Source organism: Micromonospora sonchi (assembly GCF_014646235.1).
In the GTDB taxonomy this organism is placed as follows: Bacteria; Actinomycetota; Actinomycetes; order Mycobacteriales; family Micromonosporaceae; genus Micromonospora; species Micromonospora sonchi.
Genome location: NZ_BMNB01000008.1, coordinates 67,484 through 80,839, shown reverse-complemented (window position 1 = coordinate 80,839; position 13,356 = coordinate 67,484). Strand labels below are relative to the sequence as shown.

Here is a 13,356-nt window from a genome sequence, read left to right as displayed (position 1 = left end):
GACGCCGCCGACTGAGCCCGGCGCGACACAGTCTGGTGCCGGGCCCGGCAGCCCGGCACCAGACTCGCGTCACTCATCTCAACCGGGGCGCGAGACCTGGTAGCAGCTAGGCAATCTTGGACGCTTTCTGCCCCCAGAAAGGCCTCCCGCGTCCAAGATCCACCTGAGTGTGGATGGTTCGGTCTACCGGTGAGATCTCGCAGCGGCTCTCACTCGGGTGAGAGACGTCGCGCCAGTCGATCTCAGCCCGTCCAGGCCGCGTCGATCATGCAGTTTTCGTCGGAGAATTGTCCATGAACCATCCCTTTGTCGGGGCCGAAAGTGCATGATCGGCGCGCGCGGCGACGCGGCGCGTGGGCGGTGGGGGTAGTGCGGGTATGCGGGTTCGAGGTGTGGGTGAGATGGGGGTGTTACGGGGCGTGGCGATGCTGAGGGTATGGGAGCTGCGCGGGGGTGTGGTGGTGGGGAGCCGGGCGTAAATGTGACCGACAGGGTCCTGGTCTGGCTGATCCATCCGGTGACGGTGGCGGGTACGGCGCTGCTGATCGTCAACGATCACGTATTGAAGGCGGCCTACCCGGGGTGGTTGACCGGGAAGCTCAGTGATGTCGCCGGGTTGGTGATGACGCCGCCGTTGCTGGCGCTGCTGCTCGCGCTCGGCGGCCGGCTGGCGGCTGTGCTGCGTACCTCATGGGGGTTTCGGGGCCGGCGCGCCGGCGATCTGCTGGCGGTCGCCGCGATCGTCGTGGTGGGGGTGGGGTTCACCGCCGTGAAGGCGACCGCGGCCGGAGCGGCGACGGCCTCGGCGGCGTGGAGTGCCGTAAATGGACCATCGGTGATTCTGGCCGATGTCACCGATCTGCTGGCGTTGCCGGCGTTGGGGCTGGCCTGGTGGGCGTGGCGGTCGGCGGCGGTCCGCCCGACCGTGGCGCGGTGGCTGCGGATGGTGGCGGTGCTGGTGGTGCTGCCGATCGCCGGACTGGGCGTCGCGGCCACCTCCGCCCCCGTTTACGACGACGCGGTCACGCTGTACGAGTGGCGCGGGGCCGCTGTGGTCGGCATCGGCAACGCCTACCACGGCGATCGCGAGCCCGACCGGTGGCAGGTCAGCCGGCACGACGGGCCGACATTCGCGGAGCTGCCGGCGGGCGGTTACGAAATGTTCGTGGAGCAGCCGCCGCCCGCCGCGTCCGGGGAGGACTGCTCGACGCGGGAGCCCGGGCACTGCTTCCGGGTCGTGCCGCGCCGCCTGGCGGTGGAGGAGAGCCGGGACGGCGGCGCGACCTGGCGCGTTGCCTGGCAGGTCGACGAGGATGCGCGGCAACGGCTCGCGGTGACGATGCCGGCCATGGACGACGTCGAGGAGTACCTGTCATCGCGGGCGCTGCTGGTGCGGGACCAGCCTGACGGTGGGGTGGTCGTGCTGGTGGCCAACGGCCGCGACGGCCTCGCTCGTCGCGACGGCGCCGGTCGCTGGGAGCGCATCGGCTTCGGCACCCTCACCGGTGACGGTCTCCGGCAGGAGGTGGCCGCGCAACCGATCCCGAGCGTTGCCGAGGCGACCGTCACCGCCGGTTGGCGAGTCGCCGCGCCGCTGTCGATCGTGGTGGGCAGCTTCGTGGCGCTGGTCGGTTGCGCCACCCTGCTGGTACGGCGGCACGGCCGGCTCCTGCTCACGGTGACCGTGCCCGCCGGACTGCTCAACCTGCTGGGGCTCGCCGTGTTCACCATGTACGCGATGGCCGGCGCGAACTCGGACGAACTCCTGGCACCGCTCATGATCGTGGGGACGCTCCTGGGGCTGGCGGTGGCGCCCGCCGGCGCGATCGTGCTCACCGTCGTCGTTGTCAAGCCGCTGCGGGCCATCGCCGGCTGGATCTGCGCGGCGGGCCTGCTCGCCGGGGCGGTGGTCTGGCTGCCGTACCTGCTGCGGCTGCTGACGAACTGGCCGCCGCAGCGCACACTGACCCTCCACGCGGTCGCCACCACGCTGGCCGTGCTGCTGGTCAGCGTTCCGGCGGTCATCCGCCACGCGGCCCGGCTTGACCGCTGAGCTGGCGCGATGGTTACCGTTCCGGGTCATGGGCGCGATGCGAATCCCGGAGGTCGCGGCACGCAGCGGCGTGCCGCCGACCAACCTGCGGTACGACCCGGACGCGTCGGCCCGGCTGGCCGCCGCGTGACCCGGGACAGGCTCGAACGCCATCAGGTCTGGTGCTATCTCAGCGCCGTCGCGCTCGGTCTGCTGGTCGGGACGGTGTGGCCGCAGGCCGGGCGTACCGGCGGCGCGCTGGTCTGGCCGGTGCTCGCGCTGCTGCTGTACGCCACGTTCACCCAGGTGCCGTTGATCTCGATCCCGGCCGCGTTCCGGGACGGACGCTTCCTCGCCGCCGCGCTGGTCGGCAACTTCGTCCTCATTCCCGCCGTCGTGTGGGGCCTGGTCCAGTTCACTCCCGCGAACGACGCGCTGCGGTTGGGCCTGCTGCTGGTGCTGCTGGTGCCGTGCACCGACTGGTTCATCACCTTCGCCCAACTCGGAGGCGGCGACGCCAGCCGGGCGACCGCGTTGACCCCGCTCAGCCTGCTGCTGCAACTGGTGCTGCTGCCCGCGTACCTCTGGCTCATGTCCGGCACCGACTTCGCCGCCGCCTTCGCTCCCGGTGATGTCTGGCCGGCGCTGCTGGTGCTGCTCGTACCCCTGGGCCTGGCCGCGCTCAGCGAGACGTGGTTCGCCCGGCGGCCCGAGCGGGACCGGATCCGTGAGCGGCTGGGCTGGTGGCCGGTGCCCCTGCTGTCCGTGGTGATCCTCCTGGTCGCCACGGCGCACGTCGGGCCGGCCCGCGCGGCGCTCGACCTGCTGCCCGTCGTCATCGCGGTGGCCGCCGCGTTCCTCGCCGTCAGCCTCGCCCTCGCCCGGCTGCTCGCCACCCTCGGGAAGCTGTCGACGGGGCAGGGCCGCACGCTGGCCTTCTCGCTGGGCACCCGGAACTCGTTCATCGTGCTGCCGTTCGCGCTCTCCCTGCCCGCCGGGTGGGAGATCGCCGCCGTGGTCGTCGTGATGCAGTCGCTGGTCGAACTCTTCGGCATGATCTTCTACCTGTGGTTCGTCCCGCGATTTCTCTTCCCGTCTCAGGGACCCGTGGCGGTGTCATGACGCCTGACGGACGGCGGGTGCGACGACCCGCGTCACGGGCTGCGCCCTGTCTCCGCTTGACTCCGGCCTGAAGGGCGGCGCATACGGATTCGAGGTGTGCCGAGCATGGTCCGGCCGGGCTTCCCTATGTTGGGAAGCCCGGCCGGGTCGTGCTGTCAGATCTGGTTGACGCCGCCGTCGACGTAGAGGCTGGAGCCGGTGATGAAGCTGCTCTGGTCGGAGGCGAGGAAGGCCACGGCTGCGGCGATTTCCTCCGGGCGTCCCAGTCGGCCCAGCGGCACCTGCGCAGCCAGGTGTTGCCGGAAGACACCGGCCTGCGCCTCATCGGAGGCGAGGCCGGACAGGCCAGGGGTGTCGGTCGGCCCCGGTGTGATGGTGTTGACCCGGATGCCGCGTCCCTTGAGTTCGTTGGCCCAGGTGCGGGCGAACGAACGGGTGGCGGCCTTGGAGGCGGCGTAGACACCGAACGCTTCTGCGCCGACGTCTCCGTTGGTGGAACCGTTCAGGATCACCGAGGCGCCCTCGTTCAGCACCGGTAGGGCCTTCTGCACGGTGAACAGGGTGCCGCGGACGTTGATGCCGAAGAGGGTGTCGAAGTGCTCCTCGGTGATCTGGTCGAGCGGCACGAATTCAGCGATGGCGGTGTTGGCGAAGAGGACGTCCAGGCCCCGTCCCCGGCTGTGGACCGTCTCGTAGAGCCGGTCGAGGTCGTCCAGGTTCGCGATGTCGCCGGTCACCGCCGTGGCTGCTGCTGAGCCGATCGTTTCCACGGCCGCGTCGAGCTCGGTCTTGCGCCGGCCGGTGATGAACACGTACGCGCCCTCGGCCGCCAGGCGTACGGCGCTGGCCAGGCCGATGCCGGTGCTGCCGCCGGTGACCAGAGCGGTTTTGCCCTCAAGCAGTCTTCATGTGGATGACCTCCTAAACTTCCGCAGCGATCGATGCGGAAGTTGAACACTAGCACTTCCGTATCGATCGCTACAGAAGCGGTAGACTGCGGTGGTGGGAAACAGGCAGAGTGGCCCGATCGGCCGGCCGCGGGGATTCGACGCCGACGAGGCTCTCGAACGCGCCATGCTGGTCTTCTGGGAGCACGGCTACGAGGGGGCCAGCCTGGCCATCCTGACCAAGGCGATGGGCATCTCCACCACCAGCATGTACGCGGCCTTCGGCAACAAGGAGGAGCTGTTCCGCAAGGCGCTGGAGCGCTACACCGAGGGCCCGGGCGGCTACCTGTCCCGCGCGCTCGATGAGCCGACCGCCCTCGGCGTGGCCACCGCGATCCTGACGGGCACCATTCGCACCACCACCCGCCCCGCCCACCCCCCAGGCTGCCTGGGCGTCCAGGGCGCCCTCGCCGCCGGCGACTCCGGGCAGGCAGTCCGTGACCTGCTCACCGCTTGGCGTAACAACGGCTGCGCCCGCCTACGCCAGCGGTTCCAGCGGGCCGTCGACGAAGGCGACCTGCCTCCGCAGACCGATCCCGGGCTACTGGCCCGCTACGTCACCACCCTGGCGTTCGGCATCGCCGTGCAGGCCGCGAGCGGCATCGGTCGCGACGAACTCCAGACGATGGCCGACGCCGCCCTGCGCAACTGGCCGCTGACCTGACGGGAGCTGCTGACCTGGTGGCCGGTGTCACTGCTGCTCGGTTCTCCGCAGCGCGAGCCCGGCCGTGTTAAGAAGGGGCCCTTCCTCTACCGCAGGCGTTAACAAGGTGCCCTTCCTTGCCCTCCAAGGTGGGTGGGGAAGAATGGCGGGGTGACGTCCCCCCGCGAACTTGTGCTGTTGGGCTCCACCGGCTCGATCGGTACCCAGGCCATCGACATCGTGCGGCGCAACCCGGACCGGTTCCGGGTGGTGGCGCTCGGCGCCGGTGGCGGCAACGTGGAACTGCTCGCCGCCCAGGCGCTCGAACTCGGCGTCGAGGCGGTCGGGGTGGCGAAGGCGTCCGCCGCGCAGGATCTCCAGCTCGCGTTCTACACCGAGGCGAGCCGGCGCGGGTGGGCCAGCGGCGAGTTCAAGCTACCCAAGATCGTCGCTGGGCCGGACGCGATGAGCGAGCTGGCGCAGTGGCCGTGCGACGTCGTGCTCAACGGGGTGGTGGGCTCGCTCGGGCTCGCGCCGACGCTGGCCGCGCTGCGCGCCGGGCGTACCCTCGCCCTCGCGAACAAGGAGTCGCTGGTGGCCGGCGGCTCGCTGGTCAAGGCCGCGGTGACCCGGCCGGAGCAGATCGTCCCGGTCGACTCGGAACACTCGGCGCTCGCGCAGTGCCTGCGCGGCGGCACCCGGGGTGAGGTCCGTCGGCTGATCGTCACCGCCAGTGGCGGGCCGTTCCGGGGCAGGCGGCGCGACGAGTTGACGAGCGTCACGCCGGAGCAGGCGCTCGCTCACCCGACCTGGAACATGGGGCCGGTCGTCACGATCAACTCGGCGACCATGGTCAACAAGGCGCTGGAGGTGATCGAGGCGCACGAGCTGTTCGACGTGCCGTACGCCGACATCACCGTGATGGTGCACCCGCAGTCGGTGATCCACTCGATGGTCGAGTTCGTCGACGGCTCCACGATCGCCCAGGCCAGCCCGCCGGACATGCGGCTGCCGATCGCGCTGGGGCTCGGCTGGCCGGATCGGGTCGCCGACGCCGCCTCCGCCGTCGACTGGACGGCCGCCCACACCTGGGAGTTCGCGCCGTTGGACGACGAGGCGTTCCCGGCGGTGGCGCTGGCCAAGGCGGCCGGCGAGACCGGCCGGTGCCGGCCGGCCATCTACAACGCGGCGAACGAGGAATGCGTGGCGGCCTTCGTCGCCGGCCGGCTGCCGTTCCTCGGCATCGTCGACACGCTACAGCGCGTGCTGGAGGACGCTCCCGATTTCGGCGAACCGGGTACCGTCGAGGACGTACTCGAAGCCGAGTCCTGGGCTCGCGCGCACGCGCAGGAGATCATCGCTGCTGCGATGGAAGGAGCTTGATGTCGTTCGCGTTCGGGGTGACGCTGTTCGCCCTCGGCATCCTCGTCTCGGTGAGCCTGCACGAGGCGGGCCACATGCTCACCGCCAAGGCCTTCGGGATGAAGGTCACCCGCTACTTCGTCGGTTTCGGCCCCACCCTGTGGTCGTTCAAGCGAGGCGAGACCGAGTACGGCATCAAGGGCATCCCGCTCGGCGGCTTCTGCAAGATCGTCGGGATGACCCCGCAGGACGACGACGTCGAGCCCGGCGACGAGAAGCGGGCCATGTGGCGCTACCCGGTGTGGAAGCGCACCATCGTGATGTCCGCCGGGTCGGTCACCCACTTCGGGCTGGCGATCTTCGCCACCTGGCTGGCGGCGATGACCTTCGGCCTGCCCAACCCCGACTTTCCGCGCAACGAGGAGCAGATCCGCGCCGAGCCGGCGGTGATCGCGATCCAGAAGTGCGTCCTGCCGGACACCACCTGGCGGGAGTGCGTCGCCGGTGACGCGCCCAGCCCGGCCGCAGCGGGCCAGCTGCGCGACGGCGACCGGATCACCTCGATCAACGGCACCCCGATCAACAACTACGGCGAGCTGCTCACCACCCTCCGGGCCACCGCCCCGGGCAGCACCGCCACCATCGGCTACGAGCGCGACGGCCAGCCCGGCACCACCGAGACGATGCTCGCCACCACCAAGCGCCCGCCGATCGACGACCCGAAGGGGCCGGTCACCGAGGTGTCCGCGCTCGGCGTCGGGCTGGTCGTCTCCACCCCCGGCCTGGTCTCCCACGGCCCGGTGCCGGCGGTCGGCGCGACCAGCGACTTCCTCGGCGACATGGCGGTGGCGACCGCGAAGGCGATGCAGCGCCTGCCGGAGAAGGTCCCGGCACTCTGGCACGCCATCACCGGCGGCGAGCGCGACATGGACACTCCGATCAGCGTGGTCGGCGCCAGCGTCCTCGGCGGCGAGGCGGTCGCCAACGACGCCTGGGAGCTGTTCGTGATGCTGTTCATCTCGCTGAACTTCTTCATCGGCGTGTTCAACCTGCTGCCGCTGCTGCCGCTGGACGGCGGCCACATCGCCATCGCCTGGTTCGAACGGGCCCGCTCCTGGGTGTACGCGCGGCTGCGCCGCCCCGACCCGGGCCGGGTCGACTACTTCAAGCTGATGCCCTTCACGTACGTGGTGATCCTGATCGGTGGCGTGTTCACGCTGCTCACGATCACCGCGGACGTCGTCAACCCGATCACCCTCTTCCCAAGGTGAGTGCCTGAAGTGACCGCTGTCAGCCTCGGTATGCCCGCCGTACCGCCGCCGCCGCTCGCGACCCGCCGGGCGAGCCGTCAGATCATGGTCGGTTCGGTGCCGGTCGGTGGTGGGGCGCCGGTGTCGGTGCAGTCGATGACGACCACGTTGACCGCTGACGTCAACTCAACGTTGCAGCAGATCGCGGAGCTGACGGCGTCGGGTTGCCAGATCGTGCGGGTGGCGGTGCCCAGCCAGGACGACGTGGAGGCGCTGCCGGCGATCGCGAAGAAGTCGCAGATCCCGGTGATCGCCGACATCCACTTCCAGCCGAAGTACGTCTTCGCCGCGATCGACGCCGGCTGCGCGGCGGTCCGGGTGAACCCGGGCAACATCCGGCAGTTCGACGACAAGGTCAAGGAGATCGCGGCGGCGGCGTCGGCCACCGGTACGCCGATCCGGATCGGGGTCAACGCCGGCTCGCTGGACAAGCGGCTGCTGGCCAAGTACGGCAAGGCCACCGCGGAGGCGATGGTCGAGTCGGCGCTGTGGGAGTGCTCGCTCTTCGAGGAGCACGGCTTCCGGGACATCAAGATCTCGGTGAAGCACAACGACCCGGTGGTGATGATCCGGGCGTACCGGCAGCTCGCCGAGCAGTGTGACTACCCGCTGCACCTGGGGGTCACCGAGGCCGGCCCGGCCTTCCAGGGCACCATCAAGTCGGCGGTGGCGTTCGGGGCGCTGCTGGCCGAGGGGATCGGCGACACCATCCGGGTGTCGCTGTCGGCGCCGCCGGTCGAGGAGATCAAGGTCGGCAACCAGATCCTGGAGTCGCTGGGGCTGCGCGAGCGCGGCCTGGAGATCGTCTCCTGCCCGTCCTGCGGGCGGGCCCAGGTGGACGTCTACAAGCTGGCCGCGGAGGTCACCGCCGGCCTGGAGGGGCTGCCGGTCCCGCTGCGGGTGGCCGTGATGGGCTGCGTGGTCAACGGCCCCGGCGAGGCCCGCGAGGCTGACCTGGGCGTGGCCTCCGGCAACGGCAAGGGGCAGATCTTCGTCAAGGGCCAGGTCATCAAGACCGTCCCCGAGGGCCAGATCGTGGAAACCCTCATCGAGGAGGCGCTGCGCCTGGCCGACGAGATGGGCGCCGACATCCCCGAGGAACTGCGCACCCTCCTTCCCGGCGCCACCGTAACCGTCCACTAACCCCCCACCCCACCCCCTCGCTGCGTTGATCATGAGGTTGGCGGCGTTCCCGATCTCCACAGCTGCCGCTAACCTCATGATCAAGCGAACGGGTGGGGCGGTGGTCACCGTCCGCCACCACGGTCGGGGAGGATCTGGCAGGCTGTAACCGTGCTGACGGCGCCGGTGCGGCAACTGGGGGAATCGGAGCGGCGGGCGGTCGAGCGGCTGCTCGACCTCGACCCGTACGCGGGCGCGCAGGTCGCGGAGCGGGTCGCCGCGCGTGGGCTGGCCTGGTGGCGGGCCGAGGGCCGGGTGCTCGGCTACGGCTCCCGCCGCCAACTCGAAGCGGTCTGCTGGCTCGGCGGCAACCTCACTCCGGTGCTGGCCGGCCCGCAGGCCGTCGCCGCCTTCGCCGACCTGCTCGCCGGCGAGGAACGGCTCTGCTCCTCGATCGTCGGGCGGGCCGACGCGGTGCTGGAGTTGTGGGACCGCCTCGGCGGCGCCTGGGGACCGGCCCGCGACGTACGCCCGAACCAACCGCTGCTGGTCACCGACGCGTTGCCCGAGATCGCCGTCGACCCGCAGGTCCGCCAGGTCCGCAACGGTGAACTCGACCTGCTCTTCCCGGCGGCGGTGGCGATGTACACCGAGGAGGTGGGCGTCTCGCCGCTGGCCGAGGACGGCGGACGCGGGTACCGACGCCGGGTCACCGACCTGATCCGCTCCGGCCGGGCGTACGCCCGGTTCGTCGACGGCCGGGTGGCCTTCAAGGCCGAACTGGCGGTCGTCACCCGGCGCACCGCCCAGGTACAGGGGGTCTGGGTGGCGCCCGAGTGGCGGGGCCGGGGCATCGCCACCGCGGCGATGGCGGCGGTGGTCCGCGACGCGCTGACCCGGGTCGCCCCGACCGTCAGCCTCTACGTCAACGACTTCAACCTGCCCGCCCGGCGGGTCTACGAACGCTGCGGCTTCCGCCCGGTGGGCACCCTGGCCACCGTGCTCTTCTGAGTCTGCCTGCGGCGAAAATCCGTTGAGTCCCCAGGGCGGGCCAAGCAGGCTGGAACCTCTGCCACGAGGAGCCGGAGGAACCGACCCATGCGCCTGCTCCGTGATCTGTGGGTCACCTCTGCGCGCCGGATGACGCTGGTGGCGGTCCTGATCGTCGTCGGAGGCATCGGTCAGGCGGCCACCGCCGCGCTGGCCGGGCCGGTGCTGGTGCACCGGTCGGTCGGCTTCTTCGTGCTGCTGTCGGTGGCCCTGGTCGCGGCCGTCGTCAGTGACCTGGTGATCAGCCTGATGATGGCGGGGGTGACCGCGGACTGGTCGGCCGACCTGCGCCGCCGGCTGTGTCGGGTGGCGATGGGTCAGCCCGTGCCCGCCCTGGAGACCACGCCCGTCGGGGAGATGCTCGACCGCATCGACGGCGACGTCTACGACGTGGCGTCAGGACTGCGCGGCCCCGGCGTACGGCTGGCCCAGGCGCTGGCCGTGGGCGTGGTGTCCACGCTGGTCGCGCTCACCGTCTGGTGGCCGGCCGGGGTGGGCATGCTGCTGCTCACCGTCCTGCTCGCGATCACCCTGCGCCGGCCCGCCGGGCGGATCGCGCCGGCCCGGATGCACGAGGAGGCGGCCTGGTCGGACCTGGCGGCGGTGATGGAGGAGGCCATCCACGGCCAGGACGACGTACGCACCAGCCTGGCCCGCCCCTACGTGCTACGCCTGTACGCCGCGCGGGCCGCCGAGGTGCTCCGCCGCGGTCTGCGCGTGTGGCGGATGTCGGCGCAGGTGAACACCATCGCGGCCGGCGTGGTCCGGGCCGGTGTCGCGCTGGTGGTGCTCGGCGGGGTGTGGGCGCTGACCACCGGCCGGGTGGACGCCGCCCGGCTGACCGCGATCTGGCTGCTCGCGATCTCCCTGGGCATGACCGTCGAACACGTCAGCCGGATGGTGCCGGAGGTGCAGTACGCGCTCGGTGCATGGGGCCGCGTGCAACTGCTCTCCAGCGCCCCGCAGGAGCCCACCGGCGGCGTCGCGCCGACCGACGGGGACCTGGTGATCCGCGACCTGACCTACCACTACCCGGCCGCCGGCCCGGACGCCGACCGGGGCCCCGCGCTGCGCGAGGTCGACCTCACCTTCGTCCGGGGCCGCTCGTACGCCCTGGTCGGGCGGACCGGCTCCGGCAAATCGACCCTGGCCAAAGTGCTCACCCGAGCCGTGGACGTGCCGCCCGGCATGGTGCTGCTCGGCGGGCGCGACGTGCTCGACCTGGACGTGGAGCAGTTGCGGCGGTGGGTCGCCGTGGTGCCGCAGCGGACCGAGATCCTCGCCGGCACGCTCGCCGAGAACGTGGCCCTGTTCGACCCCGACCTGCTCGACGCCGCCGCGCGGGCCCTGCACGAGCTGGGCCTCTCCGGCTGGATCACCGAACTCCCCGCCGGCCTGGACACCCGCCTCGGCGAGGGTGGGCACGTGCTCTCGGCTGGGCAGGAACAACTCGTCGCCTTCGCCCGCATCCTGGTCCGGGACCCGCACGTGGTGATCCTCGACGAGGCCACCGCCCGGCTCGACCCGGTGACCGAGACGCGGGTGCAGCAGGCCACCGAGCGGCTGCTGCGCGACCGGATCGGCATCGTCATCGCGCACCGGCTGTCGTCGGTGAGTCGGTGCGACGAGGTGGTGGTGCTGGCCGACGGCGCCGTGGTGGAGGCCGCCCCGCTGGCGCAGTCGCGCCGGTTCGCCGAACTCCTCGCCGCCGGTCACGCCGGCGCGGAGGACGGCCCGAAGGCCGGCGACGCCGAGGCCGAACTGCTGACCGACGTCGGGTGGATGAGCGCCGAGCCCGCGCTGGTCGGCGCCAGCCCGGCGACGACGACCGTCGCGGGCCTCCCTGCCGCCGGGGCTGTGACCTCCGCCGGGTCGGGCGGGGCCGTGACGGTCGGCGGGCTCGTCACTGCCGATGGTCCCGCGCCGATGGTCGGGCCCGAGCCGGTCGACCCGGCGGAGGGACGGGAGGCCAGCGGCCGGGAGGTCGGTGGACGCGAGCGGGGTGGTCGTACCGCTTCGGTGGGCCCGGCCGACGGTGCGCCGAACGCCGACCGGCGCCCGGCGTCGCGGGCGCGGACCCTGCGGGAGATCTTTCGGCTCTGCCGCAACGACCCCCGCTACGGTCTCGCGGCGGTCGGGATCTTCGTCGTGCTGGTGATCCTCGGCCTGGACGGGCCGGTGCTGCCCTGGCTCTGGGCGGACGTGGTGGACGGCATCGGCGACCCGTGGCGGCCCGCCCTGGGCATCGCCGCGGGGCTGATCTTCGCCATCCCGTCGTACTACTGGACCCACCTGTGGTTCCCGGCCTGGTGGGTGCGGCAGATGCTGCGGATCAGCCTGCGTCTGGTGCACGGCCAGACCGGCCCGCGCCGGGTCAGCCGGCACACCGCGGCGGAGGTGGTGGCGCAGGGCGGCGACACCGAGCGGGTGGTGCAACTCGCCGACAACGTGTGGGACCAGGCGATGGGGGTGGTCGTGCTGGTCGTGATGACCCTGGTCACCGGCAGCGTGGTGCCGGGGCTGTTCTTCCTCGGCACGATGCTGCTCTCCGGGCTGGCCGCGATGGCGTTCGGGTCCCGGCTGGAGCGCGCCGCGCGGGACACCGTCACCGCACGGGCGGCGTTCGCCACCGCGCTGGTCTCCAGCCTGTCGGCCGCACGGACGGTGAAGCTCGCCGGTGCCACCCGGCCCGTGCTGGCCCACCTCGCCGCCCTCGACAGGGTGCGCAGCGAGCGGCAGCGCCGGGAGGTCGCGGTGCAGGTGTGGGCCCGCTCGACTCCGTCGCTGACCAGCGGTCTGCTGCCGATCGGGGTGTGGGGATTGTTCCTGGCCGGCGGGCTCTCCGCCGGGGCGACGCTGGTCGCGGTCGCCACGTTGGGCGCGGCGCGCTGGTTCTCCTGGACCACCGCATCGCTGGTCTCGCAGATCCCGTCGGCCCGGGTGTGGACCCGGCGGACGGCCGAGATGACCGGGATCGAGGCGTACTCGGCGAAGGTGCCGGGGGTGGACCTGGCGGCCGGGACGGTGCCGGCACCGGCGGCGGCTCCGCGTACCCCGCTGCGCCGGCTGGAACTGGCCGGTTTCGGTGTCCGGCACACCGACGGCACCATCGCCGTACGCGACGTCGACCTGACCGTGGAGCGTGGGCAGTTGGTGCTGGTCGTCGGGCCGGTCGGCGCGGGCAAGTCCTCGCTGCTGCGGGCGCTGGCCGGGATCGCCCCGCACACCGGCCGGCTGGCCTGGAACGACGACCCGGTCACCGCGCCGGAGCTGTTCCTGCGGCCCAACCAGGTCGGCTATGTGGGCCAGCTGCCCCGGGTGCTCTCCGGGACGGTGGCCGACAACATCACCCTCGGCCACCAGGTGGACGCCGGGCACGCGGTGGCCACCGCCCAGTTGGAGCACGATCTGGCGGCCACCGGCAGCGGGCTCGGGCTGCTCATCGGGCACAAGGGCACCCGACTCTCCGGCGGGCAGCTGCAACGGCTGGCGCTGGCTCGGGCACTGGCGCCGCGTACCGAACTGCTGGTCGCCGACGACGTCTCCTCCGCGCTGGACGTCACCACCGAACTGGCCCTCTGGCAGGCGCTGCGCGAGCGCGGCGTGACCGTGGTCGGCTCGACCTCGAAGCGGGCCGCGCTGGTGCGGGCCGACCACGTCGTGGTGCTCATCGGCGGCACGGTGGCGGCGCAGGGTCCGTGGCGCGAGTTGGAGCAGCGCTGGGGACACCTGGCGGGCTGACCGCCGCCACCGGGCCGCCAGCCCGGG

9 protein-coding genes are annotated in these 13,356 nt (G+C 71.9%); 8 read left to right on the top strand and 1 reads right to left on the bottom strand.

Annotated elements, in window-relative coordinates; genetic code table 11:
* Positions 1–481 precede the first annotated feature (481 nt).
* Positions 482–2,053 (top strand): hypothetical protein, encoded by a 1,572-nt coding sequence (locus IEY61_RS10635; RefSeq protein ID WP_189043061.1) that lies wholly within the window; start codon positions 482–484, stop codon positions 2,051–2,053.
* Between the two features lie 126 nt (positions 2,054–2,179).
* On the top strand, positions 2,180–3,154 hold the full coding sequence (locus IEY61_RS10630; protein WP_229705809.1) for a hypothetical protein: 975 nt from the start codon (positions 2,180–2,182) through the stop codon (positions 3,152–3,154).
* 155 nt (positions 3,155–3,309) lie between these two features.
* Here the strand turns inward: IEY61_RS10630 and IEY61_RS10625 are convergent, their stop codons facing one another.
* Positions 3,310–4,035, bottom strand: a complete 726-nt coding sequence (locus tag IEY61_RS10625; protein WP_268240639.1) for an SDR family oxidoreductase — start codon at positions 4,033–4,035, stop codon at positions 3,310–3,312.
* 121 nt (positions 4,036–4,156) lie between these two features.
* Here IEY61_RS10625 and IEY61_RS10620 point away from each other — a divergent pair, with 121 nt between their 5' ends.
* From IEY61_RS10620 to IEY61_RS10595, 6 genes are all read left to right on the top strand, one after another.
* Positions 4,157–4,765: a TetR/AcrR family transcriptional regulator gene (locus IEY61_RS10620; RefSeq protein ID WP_189043056.1), complete on the top strand. Its 609-nt coding sequence runs from the start codon at positions 4,157–4,159 to the stop codon at positions 4,763–4,765.
* A 150-nt stretch (positions 4,766–4,915) separates the two neighbouring features.
* Positions 4,916–6,127, top strand: coding sequence for a 1-deoxy-D-xylulose-5-phosphate reductoisomerase (gene dxr / locus IEY61_RS10615; protein ID WP_189043055.1), 1,212 nt, complete (start codon positions 4,916–4,918; stop codon positions 6,125–6,127).
* Entirely contained in the window at positions 6,127–7,377 is a 1,251-nt protein-coding gene (locus IEY61_RS10610) for a M50 family metallopeptidase (RefSeq protein WP_189043053.1), read from the top strand. Before dxr ends, IEY61_RS10610 begins: the two co-directional genes overlap by 1 nt.
* A 9-nt stretch (positions 7,378–7,386) precedes the next feature.
* Complete coding sequence (gene ispG / locus IEY61_RS10605; protein ID WP_189043051.1) at positions 7,387–8,559, top strand: flavodoxin-dependent (E)-4-hydroxy-3-methylbut-2-enyl-diphosphate synthase; 1,173 nt, start codon at positions 7,387–7,389, stop codon at positions 8,557–8,559.
* A 150-nt stretch (positions 8,560–8,709) separates the two neighbouring features.
* On the top strand, positions 8,710–9,549 hold the full coding sequence (locus IEY61_RS10600; RefSeq protein ID WP_189043049.1) for a GNAT family N-acetyltransferase: 840 nt from the start codon (positions 8,710–8,712) through the stop codon (positions 9,547–9,549).
* 87 nt (positions 9,550–9,636) lie between these two features.
* A complete protein-coding gene (locus tag IEY61_RS10595; protein WP_189043046.1) occupies positions 9,637–13,329 on the top strand; it encodes an ABC transporter ATP-binding protein in 3,693 nt (1,230 codons plus the stop codon).
* The last annotated feature ends 27 nt before the right edge of the window (positions 13,330–13,356 follow it).

Coding starts and splice junctions, on each gene's coding strand:
- IEY61_RS10610 (WP_189043053.1), top strand. CDS start 6,127: ATGTCGTTCGCGTTCGGGGTGACGCTGTTCGCCCTCGGCATCCTCGTC.
- IEY61_RS10595 (WP_189043046.1), top strand. CDS start 9,637: ATGCGCCTGCTCCGTGATCTGTGGGTCACCTCTGCGCGCCGGATGACG.